Source organism: uncultured Slackia sp. (genome assembly GCF_944321625.1).
GTDB lineage: Bacteria > Actinomycetota > Coriobacteriia > Coriobacteriales > Eggerthellaceae > Slackia.
In genome coordinates this window covers 1-21,082 of record NZ_CALUMA010000068.1, presented here as the reverse complement: position 1 = coordinate 21,082, position 21,082 = coordinate 1, and the positions used below count along the sequence as shown (strand labels likewise).

The following is a 21,082-nucleotide window of genomic DNA, read 5'->3' as shown; positions in this document are numbered from 1 at the left end:
GTCCCAACCCGAAAAAAGGCGCGACGCCGAAGCGTCACGCCGTCATACTCAAAAACGACACGCGATTATAGCAAAGTCGAGAAAAATGAATGCAAAGCGCTTGTCTATTACCCGTCACTCATGTCCATATCCCATGCCGTGGCCGGACCTGTGCCCCTGCCCATGGCCCTGGCCGCCCTGACCGGAACCTGATCCCGAGGCCTGGCCTGCACCCTGACCTTGGTTTTGGCCTTGCCCCTGACCTTGCGCACCGGCGCCTGAAGCATCGTCGCAGTCGACCGATTCCGCATCCGCCGAACCGTCCGAGGCCCCCTTGCCGCTTCCGTGGCCTGCGCCGTGCCCCGCGCCGCAGCCCCACTCGATATCGACGCCGGCATCGGCGCCCAGGTCGTAGAGCTCGCGCATGGTCATGGCGCTGGCCTCATCGGCGGTAATGTCCACGCCCGCGTCGCTGAGCGCCTGATAGGCGCGGTACTTGCCCAAGCCCATCCCGCATGACGCGGCCTCATGATGCTCGTCGGCGGTGGCGCGCGAGCAATGGGCGCCCGATCCCGAACCGCTGAAACAGTTCATGCAGGTCGATTCGATGGAAGCGTAGCGATTGTCGTCATCGCACACCACATTCACTTCGATTACGGAGTCTTGAGCGAGATAGCCCTGATCGGCCATGGCCGATTCGATGGCGGCAAGCGCATCGGCATAGGCCATGCCACGCACCTGAGCCTGGTCGAGCACCGCCTGGCCATCATCGTTGTACGCCTTGGCTTCGACCACGTGGTCAAAACGGTTGATGCCCAGTTCGATGGAAGGGTTCACGTCTATGCCGACGTATGCCGTCGGCGTGGCGATGGCGAACCCGCCCACGCCGAATGCGGCGAGCACCAGACATGCGGCCACGGCGATCTTGGCTCCCAGCAAGCGGAACCCGCCGCGCTTCTCGCGAGGGACGCGCTCCCGACCCGCGACGGACGCCTTGCGAGCGGAATGCTCGCGTCGTTCCTCGCGGCGCACATCAGCAGTCACGTTAACAGCAGCAACGTCGGAATCAATCACGCCAGGCGCCGTGGAAGATGCCAACGTGCGCCCCTCAGAGGCAGCCAGCTCCGCTCGCTTCGCTTCGATGGCGGCAAGGGCGTTCGCCTTCACGCACTCAGGCGCATGCACGGCATCGAAGGCGTCATGGACGCGCTTTTCCATATCGCTCATGACAACGCCTCCTTAAGCCGCGTCTTACCACGCGAAATCCAGGAATACACCGTGCCTTCAGGCATGTCGCATATCTCCGAAATCTCACGTGCGGAATAGCCTTCATACAATGAAAGATAGAGCTGGGTTTTGGGCGGATCGCCCAGCGAGTCCATAGCGTCCAGGATCTCGCGTAATCCCTGGGCGCTCCCCGACTCCACGCCCAGGTCCTCGTTACCGCAGCTCTCAAGCCGCTCATCGAGCGATGCGTTCCTGCGCCGCGCCGATTTGAGCACATCCTTACATTCGTTCATAGCCACGCGCAAAAGCCATGCCTTGACATGCTCGTCACCCCGGAAAGGAGCATCATGCATGGCGAATTTGAGAAACGTATCTTGGAATACGTCCTCCGCGTCTGTCGGGGGAAGATAGAGAATGCAGGCGCGCCACACGGCGTCGCCGAACAGCCCCATGACTCGCTCTATTTCGCGCGATTCACGCACCCATCCCCCTTTGAAGTTCAACCACACAATGCTTCATGCGAAGCGGACCGCATCGCGACCCGCTCTTCGACAGAAGTTCTATCTGCTACCAACGCCCGCAGCCGTGGCCAGCGCCGTGGTGGCCGCCGCCGTTGCCACAACTATAACCGTTGCCGGTGCCGTAGTTATCGCACACGCCGTCGCCGTCGGAATCGACATAGCCCGCACCCGCGCCGTTGCCGGCACCATAACCGTTGCCAGCGCCGTTTCCGTTACCCGCACCATTGCCGTAGCCGTTGCCGGTGCCGTAGTTGTCGCACACACCGTCGCCGTCAGCATCGACGAATCCGGGGCACGATCCGCAGGTGGTCCCGCAGTTGTCACAGATACCGTCGCCGTCTTCGTCCACATAACCGGGGCAGGTCGCCTGAGCGCCTCGCGCGGAAGAACCAACCGCAACCTCCTCGAGCGCCGACTGGGTGGCGGCAACCGCCTGAGACGCATCGGCCTGAATGGCAGGCTCGCCTCCCTCGACCGCATTAGCCGCGCAGCCCGCCAGCGCTGCCATTGCGGCAACCATCAGGGCAGCAGTCGCAGCGGCAATCCAAGCCCGCTTTCCAAACGTCTTCTTGCTTGCGCTGAACGCCATGCTCTCCTTCGCCTTCATAATCGCGCCGCCTTTCTCTCGATATCATAGTGTACGTCTTTTCGCGATTTCCGAGGGGGAATCCGGGCTTTTCACCTTGCCCTTCGACCCTTCTCACCATGAACACGAGCCAGCTCGACGAATCCTTGCAAGAATTTGAAAAATTTTTTCGCTCTTAACCCTCTTTGACGTCTTGCGCTGCCTGGGCCTCACGCTGCGCCAACCTTGCATCGATAATCTTTTTGAGTACGCGTTCATCGGTAACGCACGATACATCTTCCTCGGTCTTAACCATATCGTCCCCCTCACGAATGTAAGTGACCACCCGTCGAGGCAAAGCGGAATGCATCCCGCGACGTTCGAGCCCTTCGTCAATCATGATTTTGATAACCGCCTGGCGGGGAATGCTCAGCCGCGCAGCCTCCCTATCGAGTTGGGTAATCATCCAGACGGGAAGATCAACATTGACCTTGCGCGTTTCCATATTGGGAGCGCGCACCGACCCCTTGACTAAAAAGGGGGTGATGTCCATGCCATCATCAAATAGCCTGTCAAACTCCGATTCGGTAAACTTCTCTGTCATAAAACGCAACCTCTTTCCTTGTCGCCTTTCTCACCGAGATGATTCTCACTTTTTCGCCACGACGCGTTGCTATTGCAACCCAAAGTCCATCCGAAAGATGGCCAATAACTGCAAGACGATACTCCCCCTTATATTCGGAATGCATCTCGAGTTTTCTGGGGTCGCCCCACAGCGCCTGAGCCTCTTCGAAGTCAATTCCGTGCTTCTCCATATTCTGGTTGCTTTTTCGAGGGTCGTATTCGAAGCGAATTTTACCATCTTCTAGGTATTCATTGGGTATCTTTCCGCCCCTTATTAGCCTAAAACGGCCCTTATCTTTATGCTTTGCCATGCCGGCCTCCCACGTCGAGCTTCCGTTTCAAGCATGGCATACAAACCTTGCAGAACCCTTTCCCAGCACCGCCCCAAACCTGCCCGGTTCCATCCCGGACCCTCTTATCGCATGCGACGAATTATTCCCATAGCCCTTGCAAGGTATATGTTGATTCATCGCGCCATTCCCTCGATTTCTGACCAAAACCTTACCGGATTCTTGTCACAATCCATCAGGCTCACCACGGCCAGAACGCAACCGCGCCCGCAGCCGTTCTCGGTCTCGATAGGGAGCACACTCCCATCGTTGCCCCTTTGTAAAATGTAGCGCTTTAACGCAGTAGAGTGTTGACGCAGCGAAGACGCTACGTTATCCTTCGTCCAACGTTTTCGAGCAAACCGCCAAAACGTCGGATTCTGCAACCAACGCCGCGCGCCCTGCGGCACCATGAAAGGCACTGCGTGACCATCGCCTCCAACATATCTTCGAGGCTCGCCGAAACCGGCTCGCTTGCGCACGTTCGCGCATGCGCCGTCCAAGGCGCCATGGGCAGTGCCGCCTTTTACGCAATCTATTCCTATCGATATCTTTAGCACGCGGTCGGGCAGTCCGTGTCGGCGTCGCATTTGCGATGACCTCGCCCGGTTCGTGTGCGCCTTCGCCGCTTGAGCGGCGTTTCTTGTGCTGAGCATCGCGATGAAAGATCGCTTTCCTGCGCTTCGCCCCTAACGCTTCGCTTTTGGCATCGTGCTTCAAGCATCGCATGCCGCATCCAGCGCAAAGCCCCAGCCTTGCGACCGCAGCAAAAGAAACGTCCCGTCAGCACCCCTGCCCGGCTGCGCGCCAACGGGAACCCCTCAAATGTCCCGGCGCCGCAGCAGCCCGCACCTCCCGACCGGACACCCGCGCACGACCTGCTCGCACAACGCCACGGCACAAGCTATCCCGTCATTTTACGCAGCAATTCGCCCGACTCGACCAGATCAGCGACCAAATGACGGGGCTTCCATGCCGATTCGCCCACGGCACCCAGGCAGCGCGCACCAAGCACTTGCACCCCTGCTCGATAGGAACCACCATGCTCGTCAAAATCATCATGGTCGCAGCGTTTGCCGCCGTGGCCGTAGGAATCGGATTCATTTGCCGCCGCCACGCCGCCAGCGTCGATGGCTTCGTCCTGGGAGGACGCAACGTGGGCCCCTGGCTCTCGGCGTTCGCGTTCGGCACCTCGTACTTCAGCGCCGTCATCTTCGTGGGCTACGCCGGCCAATTCGGGTGGAAATACGGCCTAGCTGCCACCTGGGTGGGCATTGGAAACGCCATTTTGGGAAGCCTGCTTGCCTGGTGGGTGCTCGGCCCGCGCACGCGTGAGATGACGCAACGCCTGCGCGCCTCCACCATGCCGGAATTCTTCGGCAAGCGCTACTCGAGCCAAGCCCTGCGCATCGCGGCAGCGGCCATCATCTTCGTGTTCCTCATCCCCTACACCGCCAGCGTCTACAACGGCCTCTCGCGCCTGTTCGGCATGGCATTCGGCTTGCCCTACGAGGCATGCGTCATCGGCATGGCGCTTGTGACCTGCATCTACGTTGTCATCGGCGGCTACATGGCCACCGTAGTGAATGATTTCGTACAGGGTATCGTGATGCTATTTGGCATCGTGGCCGTGGTGGCTGCCGTGCTCGCCGGCAACGGCGGGTTCAGCGAGGCAGTCATCGAGCTTTCGCAGGTACCGGCGGAAGGCACCGAGCTGCAAGGCGCGTTCGTGAGCATGTTTGGCCCCGACTTGCTCAATCTCCTAGGCGTCATCGTGCTCACCAGCCTGGGCACCTGGGGTCTGCCGCAGATGATCCAGAAGTTCTACGCCATCAAAAGCGGTCCCGCCATCAAGCAGGGAGCCATCATCTCCACGCTGTTCGCCATGGTGGTGGCCGGCGGAAGCTACTTCCTCGGCGGGTTCGGACGCCTCTACGGCGACCAGATCGCCTTCGCCGCCGACGGCACGCCGGTCTACGACTCCATCATTCCCACAATGCTGTCCGGTCTGCCCGACATCCTGGTTGGACTCGTGATCGTCCTGGTGCTTTCGGCCTCCATGAGCACGCTGAGTTCGCTCGTGCTCACCTCGTCCTCCACGCTCACGCTCGATCTGATCAAGGGCAACCTGGTGAAGGATTTCGGCGAGCGCGGCCAGCTTCTGTGCATGCGCGGGCTGCTGGTGGTATTCGTGGTCATTTCCGCAGCAATCGCCATCGTGCAGTACAACAGCTCCATCACGTTCATCGCCCAGCTCATGTCCATCAGCTGGGGCGCGCTGGCCGGCGCGTTTCTGGGGCCGTTCCTCTGGGGGCTTTACAGCAAGCGCATCAGCCGCGCCGCCGTGTGGGCAAGCTTCATCGTGGGTGTGGGACTCACCACCGGCAACATGATTCTGGGATTTGTGGGCACGCCGCTCATCGCCAGCCCCATCAACTGCGGAGCCATCGCGATGCTGCTTTCGTTGGTCATCGTGCCGCTGGTGAGCCTGGTCACCAAGCCTGCGCCGTTCGAGCTTGAGATTGCGCACCCCAGCCGCAAAGGCGCCATCGACCGCGAGCTTGAGGCTGAAGCGCGCGAGGCAGAGGCAGGGGCTTCGATATCCGAGCAGTAGGTCAGTGCGTCCCGCATCGAGCATTTCAGCGCTTCAAGCGCTTCAAGCTCTTCGCGCGGTCCGAGCATTTCGCGTGATCCGAGTGCTCCGAGCATTCCGCATGATTCGAGCGCTCCGAGCATTCTGGGCATTCCGAGTGCTTCGAACGTTGCGGATACTTCGCGCATTCCGAGCGATTCGAGCGCTTCGCGCGGTCCGAGCATTCCGCGCACGTCGAGCACTCCGAGCAACCCAAGCGCTTAGAGCGCATCAGACCCGGTTGCTTACGCCCGCACGACCAGACCACCGGGCCCTCGCAGCGGATGACGCCACATCGTAACTGTTTGCGCCTGGATGGGCAGCCCGATCGGGGCTTGCCCGTCCAGGCGCAGCTCGCATGCGTATGGCGCATCTGCAAACCGTGCTCAACCGAGCTTGCTCATCCGGAATCCGGACGCAGCTCGCATCTTTGAACAGGCCCGAACACCGTCGCCATTGCGCGCCACCGCCCTATTTTATCCATCCGACACAGTACCGCCGCAAACAAAGGGCGATTTGCTGCAGTTTTCGAGGACAGTCCAAAGTATATCGCCGTTGGACTCATGGTTTCCCCAGGTCACAGAGGCGTCAATTATGGGCTACTTGGCATGATGGGTGAAAACTGCAGCAAATCGCCTTTTGTTGCAACTGCTATCCCGCCAGTTCCGCGGAATCAAGCACTCCCGACCGCGGATAGTAGGTAAGAAGCGCTTCGCTCCCTATTTTGGTCACGCCGGCCACCGCATACCGATCGGCCTCAGCTACGGTCACATGCACCTCGTTGCCATCCTGCGCAGCAAAGGAAAGCGAAATCGTGTCCTGGCGAAAGCCTGCAAGCCTGCCCGTGGGATGGTACTCGTCGAACTCTTGCAGCACGCACGCGACGGTGCGTGGCCCCGTGACCAGATCAGATGCCACCTGCGAGCCAATAATGAGCCCCGGAATAAGACCCACAAGCGTAAGCGCGGCAAAGAGCAAAAGCACACCCACGTTTGAAAGCATGGTGAAACGGGCGCCGCTTCGCACACGATGGCGCCTCCATAAAATGATGGCGGCAACGCACGCCGCACACACCACCGCAACGAGCGCCACATGCGCAAACGAGTTAGCCCTGTCGAGGGAGGAAAACGCGCCCAATGCCAGAATCGACCCGCCGCCGTAGATGAGCAGGTTGAGCAGCAGCATTACGACCTCGCGCCCTAGCACCGCCTTGTCCGTTCCCTGGATTGCGTTATCGGTGCCCGATGCGAGGCGGGCATCGGGCCTCTTCGCCGCAATCGCGGGCGATGCGCGACGCCCCATCTCAGAAAGGGCGGACGCTTTTGCGGCAGACCCCTTCGCACCGGCATGCGACCCCCAAAAGATGCGGCGACCCGTAGGCGCAATTGTCTCAGCGACAAACACGGTAAGAAAGAGACCCATCGAAACCCCGAGAAGAGCGAACCCCGCCGCAAAAACAAGCCTGTTTACAAGCCCTGCAAACCCTACGGAAGGCCCCCATTCGCTACCGAAAAGGCATACGAGACAGCACGGTAAAAGGACGGCGCCCGCAATAATCAGCGCGCGCCGCCATCCGGTTCGTCTTTGGTCTGTTGACGCTTGGGTCATATATCAAGCACATCCACACCAATCGCCATCGCCGGCAGACGGCCATGGCCTTTAGTCCTCGATAATCTCCTCGTCCTCCTCGTCGATGTACTCGTATTCCATGTCGGCATGGACGCCCAGCCAATCGAGCGCGTCCTCGATCACGGCGTCCTTGTCGTACTCGTTGAAAATCTCGTGGTACAGGCCGGCATAGATGCGCAGGCTCTTGTCGTAGGAGCCGATCTCGTCGAAGAACTGCAGGCTGTCCTTGGGGTCCACCAGGCCGTCGTCGCCGCCGTGCAGGATAAGCACGGGGTCGGTGAAGCGCTGCGCGTTTTCCTTCATCCACGCATGGCCCTTGGAAAGGTTGCGGAACAGGCCCAGCGAGATTTCCTTCTCAACATACGGATCGTCCACGTAGGCCTGCACGACTGCGGGGTCGGAACATACGCCGTCGCCCAGCTCGTTGGGGGTGTAGTCAAGATCGTCGCCCTCGGCCGCGGCAGCGCCCGTGCCCAGGCCCTTGTTGTCGCGCGTCCATGCGCCGGACAGGACGTAGCCGTCAACCTTGCCCGGGAACATGTGGCCGTACAGCGAGGCGCAGTAGCCGCCCATGCTGTGACCGATGATGAACACGGGGATGTCGGGGTTCTCGTCGAGCGCGCGGTCGACCACGACGTCGGTGTCCTTCGCGATCTCGTCGAAGGTGCTGTAGTACACCTTCTGGCCGCCGCTGCGACCGTGTCCGCGATGGTCGAAGCGATAGACCGAATAGCCCTGTGCGTTCAGGCGGGCAGTCAGATAATCGTAGCGGCCCTGATGCTCGCACAGGCCGTGCACGATCACCACCGCGGCGCGCGGCATGTTCACCGCGTCGGTCTTGCCGTACAGCTCAACGCCGTCGAAGGTCTTGAACGTGTACTCTTCAGCCATGGGAATCGACCTCTCTCTCAGAGACACCCCGCCGCAGCGGGAACCACGCGCGCAGGCATCGGATTGCAGCATTCGCAAGCCGAATCGTGTCCGCCACGCCTTCATGCGAATTATACCGCGCCGCAGGAACGCGCATGCTGAGGCATAGGTTAACTTCCCGGCCTGCGGCTACGGTCACGCCCGCAGACAAGCCTGCCGTCCAATTACCGCGCAGGCACTGCTCGATTACCTCTCGCCCACCTTGCATCCGGTACCCAGTTTTTCGAACTTATGCATATCGGTTACTGCCATGCCGCGGTCGGGACGCTGGCGTTTCGTATGCTGGCGCGGCAGCTAACTTCAGGCTTTGCGGCGAGAGTCGGAACGTGCGGGACGATTTGCGCCACCAACCGATGCGCCGCGTTTCGCATGCGCGAATCGCCGCCGATATTCGACGGCGTCAGCTATCCACCACCAATCCACCGCCGTCGATTCGCGCAAGCGCCCCGGTCGAACGCTTTGCCCCTATGCCGCCTTCGACACCTTCTCCAGCTTCTTTTTGGCAATCGCCTTGCCCTTGCCACACTTTGGCTTGGAGAGCGGGCAGCGCTTGCTGCAGCACGGGCACGTGAAATCAGCGAGATTGATTGCGATAGCGGTCGCGGCTTTCTTTTGCTTTCTGGCTACTTTGCACTCGGTCTTCGACTTTGCGGAAGCTCTACCATCAACCTTCTTCATGTCTTTATTCTCAGCCTTCTTCGCAGCTTTCCTCGTGGCCCCCTCTTTCTTCGACACGGTGTTTTTCTTTAGAGCAGCCTTTTTCTTTAGAGTGTCCTTTTTCGCCTTCTTCTCTTTCGCCATGATGCTTCCCTTTCCTCGTTTTGGATGCATCATACCGTATATATGTTACTAAGTTAGCAACATATAACTTTTCCATAGGAGGGATGGTCGGGAGTGGGATGGGCAATGGGTTGCCCGTCTATCATTGCAGACCGCCCCGCCATCAAACTGTCCAACACCCCAATTCACTCGACGCACTAATCCACTGCGATTATGATTTGCCATCACCATGGGCCGCCCACCATCCCCAATCGTTCGCTTCCTAGCATGCCCAGTCCTCTGTCGCCCACCGCCCTCAATCATCCTCCGCCATGCATGGCAACAGCAATCTGCCCCGAATACGGACGATTCATTCACTCGAACGCGTGAATGAAGCACTTCCGCCCCTTAATTCACGCGAACGAGTGAATGGCGTCGGCAAAAGAGTTAATTCAGCTCAAAAGCACTAAAACCAGAACACCCTCAGGAAAGTTGACTGGAAAGCAGATGACTTAATCGACGACATCGCGTCACAACGACTTATTTTGTTGCGCGTTTAAGACACACGCAAAGGGCTGGCCAGACACGGCAAGCCCCATCAAACAGGACCAGCCCCATTAGCGTATCGACAACCCCATCTGCTGCAAAGTACGCTGCTTATTATTTTGCCAGCTTCATGCCCCGCAGCCTCTCATGTGGTTTAGGAGCCATCCGAAAACCTAAAAGCAATGGCGTGAAAGAAGCGCTGATAATCGGTTTACGCGGCGGCGTTCTCCCGACTCTCTTTACGATCACAAGCGTAACGCACGATACGAAGAATCATGTATCCGATACCAATCGCAAGATAAACCGCCACGACAGTCTGCGTTTCAGCCCTGCCTGCAAGTACCGAAGGCATGAGGAACAACAAAAGATGAACAAACATAAGGCCGAAAAACACGTATGAAGTTCTTTGGACGCGTTTCCAAAGGATAGGATTCATGCTATGCCGAACAGCGAGGAACGATGTCACGAAAAGCACTAAGCCAACGAGTACAAGAACAATTGCAAGCATAAGAGAAATCGCGACGTTATTCAGGGTTTCCAGTACGTTGCTTGCCAGATACGACCTCGTATAAAACGCGATATGGGGTACAAGCAGAATGCAGCCGGCAATGGAGAGCTGTCTGCGGATGGGCCCAAGCACATCCCTAAGCCTGGATGCCTTGGGAAGCACCCCAATGTACATAACAATGGTAAGCAGCGCAAAACCAAACGTCCCTCGCTGCATGACTTTCAAAAATGTTGCGTACCCGTAGTTCACACGCAAGTCGGGAGCAACGAAAGATGCTAAATAGGCGATGCTGACCGCCACAGCGATTAGATAAAATACCCAAGGCATTTTCCTAATTGAGTTATGGAAGATAATGGAAATTGCAAACATCACCAGAAGCGCAATGAGCACCCTCATGACACAAATCACCTTCTAACATCACGCGATATCACGAAGTCTCGTGCGCAAACAGACCCAAACACAATAGAACGGGGCTGGGCATGTGCAGCAACCCAACCCCGTACGAGGGAGGGGAAGGCGCGCATGGCGGAGGGAGCATACGCGCCTTGATACATTGGGATCCGGTAAAGGAGTGTGCTAAGACTTAGGCTCCAGCAGCGTCGATAACGTCCTGATTGATCTCAATCGGCGTATCAAGCACTTCTTCAGCAGTGTTATCGGGCTCTTCCGTAAGGAGAGGATCAACCGTAATGACGAAATTCGGACTGGTGCCGGAATTCTCGTCGGAAACGATATCCGCCTGGTGTGCGCTTTGAAGCTCTTCCATCTCCCCAACGGCGATGTTCATGCCCGGACAAGCCGCCACACAAGCAGGCAGAAGTCCCTGCTCCTGACGATCAATGCACATGTCGCACTTAAACACCTTGCTCGTCTCTTCGTCGTAGAACGGAGCATTATACGGGCACGCCTCGATGCAGGTCTTGCATCCAATGCACAGCTCATGATCCTGCTGGACAATGCCGTTCTCGAGCTTCGTGTAAGCACCGACGGGGCAGTTTGCCATACAAGCCGGAGACTCACAATGGTTGCATGCCATAGACATGAACGACACCGCCAGAGGATCGTCCTGTTTGATTTCGACCACGTGACGAAGCTGCACGCCCAATCCAAGCTGCTTCTCGCTTTTGCAAGCGATGGCGCAAGTCTTGCAGCCATAGCAGTCTTTGTTATTCATCCAAAATCCGAGCGACATGGCCTTACGCCTCCTTCTTCAGCTCAACGAGCGTATTGTTGCAGCAATGCGTGCCGCCCAAGGTCTTCCACTTGTCATTGGTCACATAGCTGCTAGAGCCTCCTTGCTGCTCCCACCAGCCGTTCTGCAGACCAACGACGCCCTTCTTAACGCGGTTGCCCACCTCTGCGACGCCATGATGCTCGCCGCGATCGTTAATCACATAAACTGCGTCGCCATTGGCGATACCACGCTCGTCAGCGTCCTCTTGGTTGATGAGAATGACGGGCTGCTTGTCGTAAACCTCATCCATCCATTCGAGGTTATTGAACGTGGAATGGACACCACGATACGTCTTGCGCTGAACGGCAAACAGCGGGTACTTGGACGCGAGCTCGCTATCGTTGCGAGAATCCTCTTCGGCGCGGGCATAGCTCGCGATGGGATTAAAGCCCTCGTCCTTCCAGGCACGCACCCAGAATTCCGCTTTCTGGGAAGCCGTGAGGAAAATGCCGTCCTTGTAAGGAATGTAATCCTGGCCCACAACGTCAATGGCTTTCTCCTCGACAAGCTGGTCATAGGTCAAACCGGCGGGCTCGACAACCTTTTGGATCATCTCGCTCATAGGCTTGCTGAAGGCGTCGCCGAAGCCGAAACGATTCGCCAACTCGGCAAAGATATCGAAATCGCTCTTCACCTCACCAGGACCGTCAACCGCCTTCTCGCACAGCTGAATCCAATGGCTGCGATGGTTGGCGAGCACATCCTCATGCTCGAACTGACCGGCAACGGGCAACAAAAGGTCCGCGTAAAGACCGGTGGAAGTGATGTACTGATCGACCGAAACGACGAACGGAATCTTTTCAAGAGCCTTACGCACCATATTGGTATTGGGCCACTGGGTCATGGGATTGCCCGTCATGGACCACAGCACGTTCACCTTCAAGGGGTCTTCGTTCAGCACTGCCTCGCCAAACTTGAAACGAGGAATAGACGGAGCAGGATTCTCCACCGTGGGAACGTCGATGGGATTATCCACCACGACCTCGTTAATGCCGCCAGCATCGCTGATACCGTCGCCTTCATGGCCCACATGCCCGCACAGAGCAGCCAGGTACAGCTGCGTGGCAACTGCATAAGTACCATTCTCAGTGCGCATGAATCCACCCATGTTCTGGATAATCATGGCCTTATCTGCCTCGGCGTATTCGCGAGCAAGCGTCGCCACCACGTCGCCGGAGACACCGCACTCGGCCTCAACCGCCTCAAGCGTCCAAGGCTTTGCCTCGGCGTAGATGAGTTCGAATTCCGTATTGTATTCATCCGCGGCAGAAGTGCCCTCGAGCGTCAGCGCAGCCTCGATACCTTCCTGGTCATGACGGACAATTTCCCCGCTCGCGGTATCAAACACAACGAAAGAAGTAGGATCATCGGCATCCTGCAGTACAGGCTCGCCCGTTTCCTTGCTCACCAAACAAGGAGCGCAGGTATGTGCGAGCGTATACTCTTTGTCGTAGAGCTCCTCGTCGATGACAACCTTAAGCATAGCAAGGGTCATCGCGGCATCAGTTCCAGGATACGGAGCAATCCACTGAGAAGCCTTAGTGGCAGATTCGGTAAAGATAGGGTCGATTACGACGACCTTTCCGCCGTTAGCAACGACCTTTTCGAAACGCTGATGATATCCGCGCTTCGAGATGGCGGGATTGGTACCCCAAATGATGACGTAGTCGCTATTCTCAATTTGATTACGCGTGTCAAGGAAACGCTGACCGTAGATTGGAATCTGGGCTGCAGTTGTGCCAGCGCAGCAAAGCGAGCCAACCGTCGTGCTCGCGCCGCCCAAGTGCGCAAAGAAGGCATTCGCAACCGGGCCGTGCATGGAACCGAAATTGCCAGAACCGGTGACATAACAAATGGACGAAACGCCATCGGTGTCAATTGCTTCCTGGAACTTCTCCTGAATCAAATCGAAGGCCTCGTCCCAGCTGATCTCCTCAAACTCGCCAGAACCCTTTTCGCCCGTACGCTTCATAGGCATAGAAAGGCGATTGGGGTCGTTCACCATGTAGGAGCGAGCAATGCCGCAAGCGCAAGCAGCACAGTCGTTCAACGGAGACGATTCGACCTTGACCAGCTTTCCATCTACGACATAGCCGATAAGATTGTGATGCTGGCATTCCGGAGGACAGGTCGTGTAAAACACCTCGGCATTTGCCAAGGGGTCTTCCGCAGCGGTCTCCTCCCCCTTGCTTTCGCTTGCGCCTTGCGGCGAGCAACCTGCTAGGCCGCCTATCGCGGCTACGCCCGCAGTCGCAGCAGCTGCGCCAACGAATGTCCTACGAGACAAAGACGGCATGGTCTTTTCCGCAGATTTTTTCATCGCGTTTTCTCCCCCTTCTTCTCTTGTGTCTCAGGGGGAACAAATGACTTCCAGACGCAATTACGGGCCACTTACAGAGTGCCTCTTGTGTTCATTCGCCATGGATATATGCCGAATCCCCCTTGTCACGAATTCTCCACATTCTGGGATTTGCATGCAATTTATTCCGACCAAAGTTTTCATGAATAAAGTATTCCAATTCATAAAAAAGTATTACCATCTGCCATCGTCAGCTGCCTCAAAGCATGGCTGATAGATAATTGCCTTATGGATGAATCCGCAGATTGATGCCATTTTTGGCAGATATAACCTGCGTTTCGGAAATACATGCAGAAGATTATTCATGACGAGAATCCGCAAGCGGACGAGGGGGACGTCATGCAGCAGAATAAATCCGACGCAAAGAAGCCCTTTCGCGGGCTTCGCTTTAAATTCGCCGTCATCATCGGCATTCTGGTCACTGTCTTGATGGTGGCGGACGCTATCGTCAGCGTTTACGTACAGACGCAACAAGCAGAACGCGAAGCACTTGAAAAAGCAGAGGTTCTGGCCGATGAGATGCGTGCCGCATGGGACTTCATCGATATGAACCAAGATGTCATCAACCGTAATGAGAACGGTTCATTTCGAACAAAAACGCTCGTTTGCGCCGTTGCGGCAAAGTCTATCAGCACTCTCTTCACGTCGGGCACCGACTACATCATTAGATTCACGAGCGAATCACCCCGCCAAAAAGCAAATGCACCGGACGACTTCGAGCAGGAAGCATTCGATGCATTCAATGCAGATAGGTCTCTGGAGTCGTACTGGGACATCAGAACAGACGAGGAAACCGGAGAAAGCGTATTTCGCTACGTAGAGCCGCTTGAAGTAACTGAAACATGCTTAGAGTGCCACGGTGATCCCAAAGGGGAGCTCGATCAATACGGCTATGAAAAAGAGGGCATGCGCGAAGGCGACATCGGCGGAGCCATGTCAATTACCGAGCCCATGGACATATACGATTCGGCAATTAGCGCCTCTGTTGCTCAGCAAGTATTCATGATGCTTCTCATGCTTGCGATTGCTTGCGTGGGTATTTACATCCTCGTCAATCGAGTAATTCTGCATCCAATTGATAAGCTCAGCGCAGCAGCAGAGAGCATCGAGCAAGGAAGTTTCGATAATATTCGAAATATCGTTCCAGTGGGCATAACTGGACCCGATGAGCTCACAGAGTTTGCTCGCGATTTTGAACGCATGGCGCAACAGCTCGAGCGACTCTACAGCAATCTGGAAAACGAAGTTGAGAAACAGACCGATGAACTAAAGGTGCTCAACGACCTGCTGCTTTACCAAAAGAAGGAACTCAAGCTTGCCCTCGACAAGATTAGCGAGGAAGCCGCCTACAAAAACGAGTTCTTCGCCATCGTGAGTCATGAACTGCGCACTCCCCTCACGTCCATCCTGGCCTTTGCCCGCATCCTCCAGGAGAGCAAGGAGCTCGACGATAGAGCACGATCCTCCATCATGGAGATAGAGTCAAACGCCACCCTGCTCCTTAATCTCGTGAATAATATTCTCACCATATCGAAGGCGGAGGCCCATAAAAACGAACTTCTTCCGGAGCCCGTTGATTACGTTGACCTAATCAGCTTCATTCGCAAATCCCTTGAGCCTCTTGCCGCAAACAAAGACATTACGTTCACGACAAAAGCCGACCCCGACGTGCCCGTCTCCATGGCAGACTGGGAAAAGCTTCGTCGCATCGTGGAAAACTTGACTGATAACGCAATTAAATACACTCATCGAGGAGGAAAAGTTAGCGTCCATGTCCACTTCGAAGAAACGCGCAGCCTAAACGGTTCGCCGGGAACCATCGTAATCGACGTCGCCGATGATGGTATGGGAATCGCCGAAGAAGACCTCGTCGACATCTTTGACCTGTATAAGCAGGCGGGACAATCCGCCAACAGACGCTATCGAGGCACCGGGCTGGGTCTCGCCGTGGTCAAAGAGCTTACCGAATTACATGGCGGGCGAGTGTCGGTAGTTTCCCAATACAAGCATGGCAGCACTTTCACAGTGGAGTTACCCTATGTTCCCGTTGACGAAGAGGAGGAAGACGATGAGGATTCTGCTTGTTGATGACGAGTCCAGCATCAAAAGGCTTGTGTCCGATCTTGTTTCTGATGCGGGATACGACTTTTCATATGCAGAAGACGGTCTCGAAGCTCTTTCCATCATTGAGCGAGAAAACGTTGACTTAATCATAATGGACGTCATGATGCCTCATTTGGACGGGTTCTCCACGTGCAGAGAAATTCGCTCGCGAGGACTCACCACCCCCATCATCTTTCTTTCGGCAAAGGGCGACATCGTTGATAAAGGCATCGGGTTCCAAGCGGGCGGAGATGACTATATGGTTAAGCCCTTCGACCCAAGAGAACTCATGATGCATGTCGAAGCGCATCTTAGGCGCACACAGATGACCGCAGTCGACACCCGTCCCAAACCAGAAACGATTACTATTGGACGATTCGTTATAAACCTTAAGCAATATCGCGTCTCCAAAGACGGAAGCCCCGTGAAGCTCACACTGAAGGAGTTCAAGATCTTCAGCGCCCTGGCAGAGAACCCCGGAGTGGTCTTGTCCAAAGATGAGCTCATCGAGCGGGCATGGGGGAAAGAATTCGTTGGCGAAACCTCCAGTATCACGGTGTTCATTAAAAAGCTGCGCAGCAAAATTGAGGATGATCCGTCAGATCCGCGTATCATCCAAACCGTCTGGGGAGTCGGGTATCGGCTTGAGCCGGAGGCTTGCTAAATCCGGCTTCTCGCACTTGGAGGTGGATTAGAAAAGTTACCCTCGTACAACAAAATCGCGAAACGATTGCATGCAGAGTTCAAAACTTGCTCCATTTGACACTGAAGTGCAATTGAACGAAGTATTGAACTCTTTCGCGCAATAATCCGCTGGAAACGTTCATAAAACCCCAGTTCGCGAATTTCCATATGTCGCAGCGGAGCTAAATACAACCGCTCGAGAGTTCAATACTTAACTTATTCGACAACGAGCTGCATTTCGTGCAAGTATTGAACTCTGATTCTCGAATTGAGCACGCATTGAACCCCATCCAAGCGAATAAGTTAGCAGCGGAATCGAAAACACCGCGGTCGATAGGCCGTCATCAAAAGAGCCCGTCGAATAGGCGGGCTCTTTTGGGTTCAGACTCTTGCAGCTTGGGGCGCAGGACTCGAATCGGGCGCTCAATGAGAGACTCGGCCCGGATGCATTCCCGGATAGCAGCTGCGACCTTGCACAGCGAGCTCTTTCCCGCTACTTCGTTACGGTCTCCTCGATCTCGAGGTCGCCCATGAGCTCGGTGCAGGCGGCGCATCCGCCGGAGCAGCCGGCTGACGCATCGTGCATCAGCTTGTCGGCCTCACGCGACACGTCGCGCAAGGCGCGCGCCTCGCCCTCTTTGGCCTCAAGATTGGCCTTGGCAACCGAGATCATCAGCTTGATGCGGTTGAGCTGGTTCACCTCGGAGGCGCCGGGGTCGTAGTCAACGGCCACGATGTTGCTCTCGGGATAGCGGCGGCGCAGCTCCTTAATCACGGCCTTGCCCACCACGTGATTCGGCAGGCACGCGAACGGCTGCGTGCACACCACGTTGGGCGCGCCCGTACGAATGAGCTCGACCATCTCGGCCGTGAGCAGCCACCCCTCGCCCATGGAGTTGCACAGGCTTAGGATCTCGCTCGCATATTCGGCCAGCTCGTAGATGTTCGCGGGCGGCTCGAAGCGCACCGAATCGCGCAGAGCATCGTTGAGCGGCTTGCGGATCTTGTCGAGCGCAGCCAGCGCCACGCGCGCGCCCGCAGCGCCCTTGGCGGAACGGCCCAGCGGATCCTTCTGGAAGATGGAACCGGCGATGCCGAACAGGAAGAACTCGGTGAGTCCGGGCACCACGGCCTCGCAGCCCTCGCGCTCGATCACGTCCACGATCTGGTTGTTGGCCGTGGGGTGGAACTTCACCAGAATCTCGCCCACCACGCCTACGCGCGGCTTGGTTCCCTCACCTACCAGCGGCAGCGTGTCGAAGTCATCCACGATCTGGCGCACGGTCTTCTTCCACTCGCTGCGCTTCACGCCGCGACGCAGCTGCGCCTTGCACACGGCCATCCAGTGGTCGAACAGCGCCTGGGCGGCACCGGGCTCGGCCTCGTAGGGACGCGTACGGTACAGCGCCATCATCAGCAGGTCGCCGTACAGGATGCCGTAGATCTCCTGGTAGAGCATGGGCGCCGTCACCTTGAAGCCGGGGTTGCGCTCGCCCAGGTCCTTGAACGACAGCGCAATCACGGGAATATGACCCAGACCCGCGGCCTTGAGCGCCTTGCGGATCAGCGAGATGTAGTTGGTGGCGCGGCAGCCACCGCCCGTTTGCGTGATGATGACGGCCAGCTTGTCGGTGTCGTAGCGCCCGCTGGTCACGGCCTCCATGATCTGCCCCGTCACCAGGATGGACGGGTAGCAGATGTCGTTGTTCACGTACTTCAGTCCCGCATCCACCGCGCCGTGGTCAACGCTGGGCAGAAGCTCCAGGTTGTAGCCGTTGCGCTGGAAGATGTCGATCAGCAGGTCGAAGTGGATGGGCGCCATCTGCGGGCACAGGATGGTGTAGCCCTCCTCCTTCATCTTCTCGGTGAACTGCACGCGCTCGAACTCGGTGGACGTGCCCTCGCGCTGCTTGAAGCTGTCGGCCACGGCGCGCGCGGCCTTGGCCTCGTGCTCGCCGGTCTTGCGATCCATGCGCTCCTTGGCGTGACGCGCGTGCTCCTTCATCTCGTCCTCGGGCACGGCGGCCTCGGTGGGATACTCCAGTCCGCACGCCACCGTGGGGCAGCCCATGAGCGGGCGGTTCGCCTCGGCCTCGCGGTCGGCCTGATCCTTGAGGGCGGCCAGCAGGCTGCGCACGCGAATGCGCGCGGCGCCCAGGTTGGACACCTCGTCGATCTTGAGCACAGTGTAAATCTTGCCGGCGCTCTCCAGAATCTCCTGCACCTGGTCGGTGGTCAATGCGTCCAAGCCGCAGCCGAAACTGTTGAGCTGAATGAGGTCCAGGTCGTTGCGCTGCGTAGCAACCTTGGCGGCCGCGTAGAGGCGCGTGTGGTACATCCACTGGTCCACCAAGCGGATGGGGCGCTCGAGCGTGCCCAGGTGCGCGATGGAATCCTCGGTGAGCACCGCAAGGCCGAAACTGGTGAGCAGCTCGGGAATGGCATGGTTGATCTCGGGATCGTTGTGGTAGGGGCGGCCGGCCAGCACGATGCCGTGCGTGCCCGTCTCTTCCATCCAGCGAAGCGTTTCCTCGCCCTTGGCGCGAATGTCTTCCTTAAACGCCATGTCCTCGGCCCACGCGGCATCCACGGCCTCGTCAATCTCGGCCTGGGTGGGCGGCGTGCCCTTGCGGCAGGTGGCATCATGGAAGTTCTCTACCAGCTCGACATACAGGCGCTTCTTGAGAGCATCCTTCTTGTCGTAGGGCAGCCACGGGTTGAGGAACTTCGTATCGGAATCGCGCAGCTCGTCGATGTTCAGGCGCAGCGCCTCGGCGTAGCTTGCCACGATCGGGCAGTTGAAGTGGTTGCCGGCGCCTTCGTCCTCCTGGCGTTCCCACTTGCTGCAGGGGAACCAGATGAAATCGGGGTGCTTGTCCAGCAGGTTCATCACATGGCCGTGGCTGAGCTTGGCCGGGTAGCACACGCTCTCGGACGGCATGCTCTCGATGCCCGCCTCATAGGTCTTCTTGGTGGACGGGTCGGAGATGAGCACGCGATAGCCCAGCTTGGTGAAGAACGTGAACCAGAACGGGTAGGTCTCATACATGTTGAGCGCGCGGGGCATGCCCACCGTGCCGCGCGTGGCCTCTTCCTCGGTCAGCGGCACGTAGTCGAACAGGCGGTGGCTCTTGTAGTCATACAGGTTGGGAACGTTCGCGCCCTGGCTCGCAACGCCGGCGCTCGCCGCGCCCTTCTCGCAGCGGTTGCCCGTGATGAAGCGGCGGTGCTTGCCGGTTTCGGGGTCTTTGCCAAAATCGTTGATGGTGAGCAGGCAGTGGTTGGAGCACGCCTTGCAGCGGATGGTGCGATGCGTGGGGCTGAGGTTCTCGATCTCGGCCAGCGAGAGCAGCGACGAGCGCACCTCGGCGGGCTTGGCGGGAACGGCGCCGGTCTCGGCCACTGCCTCTTCCTCGGCACGTTCGGCGGCGCGCACGGCCGACTCGTAGCGGTCACGTGCGAGCAGAGCAGCACCATAGGCGCCCATGTTGCCGGCGATGTCGGGGCGCACGGCGTCCACCTCGGCCAGCTGCTCGAACGCGCGCAGCACGGCGTCGTTCAGGAACGTGCCGCCCTGCACGATGACCTTGGTGCCCACCTCGTGCGGGTCGCGAATTTTGATGACCTTGAACAGGGCGTTCTTGATGACGGAGATGGCCAGGCCCGCAGCGATGTCGCCCACGGTGGCGCCTTCCTTCTGCGCCTGCTTCACGCGGCTATTCATGAACACGGTGCAGCGGCTGCCCAGGTCAACCGGGTTCTTGGCGGCGTTGGCCGTCTTGGCGAACTCGGTCACGTCCAGGTTCAGGCCTGCGGCGAAGCTCTCGATGAAGCTGCCGCAGCCCGAGGAGCACGCCTCGTTGAGCATGATGTGGTCGATAACGCCGTCGCGCACGCGCAGGCACTTCATGTCCTGGCCGCCGATGTCGAGGATGAACTCCACGCCCGGCAGCATCTCCTGCGCACCGCGCAGATGCGCCACGGTCTCGATCTCGCCGGAGTCCACGCGCAGCGCTTCCAGAAGCAGCGCCTCGCCGTAGCCGGTCACCGTGACGTGGCCGATGCGCACCAGCGGGCGGCCTTCCTCGTCGACGGGCAGCGCATGGTACATGGCAGCAAGCGCCGACTTCGCGCAGCCCAGCACGTCGCCCTTATTGCTGGCGTAGTGGCTCCACAGAAGCGCGCCGTCCTCGGAAATGAGCGCCGCCTTGAATGTGGTGGAGCCGGCGTCGATGCCCAGATACGCCGTGCCCTCGTAGGACGCCAGGTCGCCGCGGCGCACCTTCTCGGTGCCGTGGCGGCGCTTGAACTCGGCGTAGTCTTCCTCGCCCTCGAACAGCGGGGCCAGGCGCACCACTTCGGAGCCCTGGACGTCGCCGAGGTTGCGCAGGCGCTCGACCACGTCGTTGAGGCGCTCGGGCTTGGCGTGCTCGCTTTCGGCGCCGGCGATGGC

At 58.1% G+C, this 21,082-nt stretch carries 15 protein-coding genes; 3 read left to right on the top strand and 12 right to left on the bottom strand.

Going from position 1 to position 21,082, the window contains the following annotated elements; genetic code table 11:
• Positions 1-114: 114 nt before the first annotated feature.
• The 5 genes from Q0J60_RS06260 to Q0J60_RS06240 form a co-directional block, all read right to left on the bottom strand.
• Entirely contained in the window at positions 115-1,206 is a 1,092-nt protein-coding gene (locus Q0J60_RS06260; RefSeq protein WP_294439628.1) for a hypothetical protein, read from the bottom strand.
• Complete coding sequence (locus Q0J60_RS06255; protein WP_294439626.1) at positions 1,203-1,688, bottom strand: RNA polymerase sigma factor; 486 nt, start codon at positions 1,686-1,688, stop codon at positions 1,203-1,205. The genes Q0J60_RS06260 and Q0J60_RS06255 overlap by 4 nt, the downstream gene beginning before the upstream one ends.
• Before the next feature lie 85 nt (positions 1,689-1,773).
• Positions 1,774-2,334 (bottom strand): hypothetical protein, encoded by a 561-nt coding sequence (locus Q0J60_RS06250; protein WP_294439624.1) that lies wholly within the window; start codon positions 2,332-2,334, stop codon positions 1,774-1,776.
• A gap of 154 nt (positions 2,335-2,488) precedes the next feature.
• Positions 2,489-2,896 carry a type II toxin-antitoxin system BrnA family antitoxin gene (locus Q0J60_RS06245; RefSeq protein ID WP_294439622.1) on the bottom strand — a complete coding sequence of 136 codons (408 nt, stop codon included), beginning with the start codon at positions 2,894-2,896 and terminating at the stop codon, positions 2,489-2,491.
• Positions 2,865-3,227, bottom strand: a complete 363-nt coding sequence (locus Q0J60_RS06240) for a BrnT family toxin (protein ID WP_294439620.1) — start codon at positions 3,225-3,227, stop codon at positions 2,865-2,867. Before Q0J60_RS06240 ends, Q0J60_RS06245 begins: the two co-directional genes overlap by 32 nt.
• 1,060 nt (positions 3,228-4,287) lie before the next feature.
• Here Q0J60_RS06240 and Q0J60_RS06235 point away from each other — a divergent pair.
• On the top strand, positions 4,288-5,859 hold the full coding sequence (locus Q0J60_RS06235) for a sodium:solute symporter (RefSeq protein WP_294439617.1): 1,572 nt from the start codon (positions 4,288-4,290) through the stop codon (positions 5,857-5,859).
• A 669-nt stretch (positions 5,860-6,528) separates the two neighbouring features.
• Here the strand turns inward: Q0J60_RS06235 and Q0J60_RS06230 are convergent.
• The 6 genes from Q0J60_RS06230 to Q0J60_RS06205 form a co-directional block, all read right to left on the bottom strand.
• Complete coding sequence (locus Q0J60_RS06230; RefSeq protein ID WP_294439616.1) at positions 6,529-7,299, bottom strand: hypothetical protein; 771 nt, start codon at positions 7,297-7,299, stop codon at positions 6,529-6,531.
• A gap of 237 nt (positions 7,300-7,536) precedes the next feature.
• The gene (locus Q0J60_RS06225; protein ID WP_294439614.1) at positions 7,537-8,397 is read right to left on the bottom strand and encodes an alpha/beta hydrolase; all 861 of its coding nucleotides are present in this window, start codon (positions 8,395-8,397) and stop codon (positions 7,537-7,539) included.
• A 504-nt stretch (positions 8,398-8,901) separates the two neighbouring features.
• Entirely contained in the window at positions 8,902-9,237 is a 336-nt protein-coding gene (locus tag Q0J60_RS06220) for a hypothetical protein (RefSeq protein WP_294439612.1), read from the bottom strand.
• Positions 9,238-9,952: 715 nt separating this feature from the next.
• Positions 9,953-10,645 carry a hypothetical protein gene (locus tag Q0J60_RS06215; RefSeq protein ID WP_294439610.1) on the bottom strand — a complete coding sequence of 231 codons (693 nt, stop codon included), beginning with the start codon at positions 10,643-10,645 and terminating at the stop codon, positions 9,953-9,955.
• Positions 10,646-10,832: 187 nt separating this feature from the next.
• On the bottom strand, positions 10,833-11,441 hold the full coding sequence (locus Q0J60_RS06210; RefSeq protein ID WP_294439608.1) for a 4Fe-4S dicluster domain-containing protein: 609 nt from the start codon (positions 11,439-11,441) through the stop codon (positions 10,833-10,835).
• Between the two features lie 4 nt (positions 11,442-11,445).
• The gene (locus tag Q0J60_RS06205) at positions 11,446-13,803 is read right to left on the bottom strand and encodes a molybdopterin-dependent oxidoreductase (RefSeq protein ID WP_294439604.1); all 2,358 of its coding nucleotides are present in this window, start codon (positions 13,801-13,803) and stop codon (positions 11,446-11,448) included.
• A gap of 327 nt (positions 13,804-14,130) precedes the next feature.
• Here Q0J60_RS06205 and Q0J60_RS06200 point away from each other — a divergent pair, with 327 nt between their 5' ends.
• A complete protein-coding gene (locus Q0J60_RS06200) occupies positions 14,131-15,930 on the top strand; it encodes a DUF3365 domain-containing protein (protein WP_294439602.1) in 1,800 nt (599 codons plus the stop codon).
• Positions 15,911-16,609, top strand: coding sequence for a response regulator transcription factor (locus Q0J60_RS06195; protein WP_294439599.1), 699 nt, complete (start codon positions 15,911-15,913; stop codon positions 16,607-16,609). Before Q0J60_RS06200 ends, Q0J60_RS06195 begins: the two co-directional genes overlap by 20 nt.
• A 513-nt stretch (positions 16,610-17,122) precedes the next feature.
• Here Q0J60_RS06195 and Q0J60_RS06190 read toward each other — a convergent pair.
• Positions 17,123-21,082 (bottom strand): acyl-CoA dehydratase activase-related protein (locus tag Q0J60_RS06190; RefSeq protein WP_294439597.1); only part of this gene is annotated, 3,960 nt, incomplete at its 5' end.

What these genes read in the sequence shown, in the direction of transcription:
- Q0J60_RS06260 (WP_294439628.1), bottom strand. Translation starts at nt 1,206, where the DNA reads ATGAGCGATATGGAAAAGCGCGTCCATGACGCCTTCGATGCCGTGCAT.
- Q0J60_RS06250 (WP_294439624.1), bottom strand. Translation starts at nt 2,334, where the DNA reads ATGAAGGCGAAGGAGAGCATGGCGTTCAGCGCAAGCAAGAAGACGTTT.
- Q0J60_RS06245 (WP_294439622.1), bottom strand. Translation starts at nt 2,896, where the DNA reads ATGACAGAGAAGTTTACCGAATCGGAGTTTGACAGGCTATTTGATGAT.
- Q0J60_RS06240 (WP_294439620.1), bottom strand. Translation starts at nt 3,227, where the DNA reads ATGGCAAAGCATAAAGATAAGGGCCGTTTTAGGCTAATAAGGGGCGGA.
- Q0J60_RS06235 (WP_294439617.1), top strand. Translation starts at nt 4,288, where the DNA reads ATGCTCGTCAAAATCATCATGGTCGCAGCGTTTGCCGCCGTGGCCGTA.
- Q0J60_RS06230 (WP_294439616.1), bottom strand. Translation starts at nt 7,299, where the DNA reads ATGGGTCTCTTTCTTACCGTGTTTGTCGCTGAGACAATTGCGCCTACG.
- Q0J60_RS06225 (WP_294439614.1), bottom strand. Translation starts at nt 8,397, where the DNA reads ATGGCTGAAGAGTACACGTTCAAGACCTTCGACGGCGTTGAGCTGTAC.
- Q0J60_RS06220 (WP_294439612.1), bottom strand. Translation starts at nt 9,237, where the DNA reads ATGGCGAAAGAGAAGAAGGCGAAAAAGGACACTCTAAAGAAAAAGGCT.
- Q0J60_RS06215 (WP_294439610.1), bottom strand. Translation starts at nt 10,645, where the DNA reads ATGAGGGTGCTCATTGCGCTTCTGGTGATGTTTGCAATTTCCATTATC.
- Q0J60_RS06210 (WP_294439608.1), bottom strand. Translation starts at nt 11,441, where the DNA reads ATGTCGCTCGGATTTTGGATGAATAACAAAGACTGCTATGGCTGCAAG.
- Q0J60_RS06205 (WP_294439604.1), bottom strand. Translation starts at nt 13,803, where the DNA reads ATGAAAAAATCTGCGGAAAAGACCATGCCGTCTTTGTCTCGTAGGACA.
- Q0J60_RS06200 (WP_294439602.1), top strand. Translation starts at nt 14,131, where the DNA reads ATGCAGAAGATTATTCATGACGAGAATCCGCAAGCGGACGAGGGGGAC.
- Q0J60_RS06195 (WP_294439599.1), top strand. Translation starts at nt 15,911, where the DNA reads ATGAGGATTCTGCTTGTTGATGACGAGTCCAGCATCAAAAGGCTTGTG.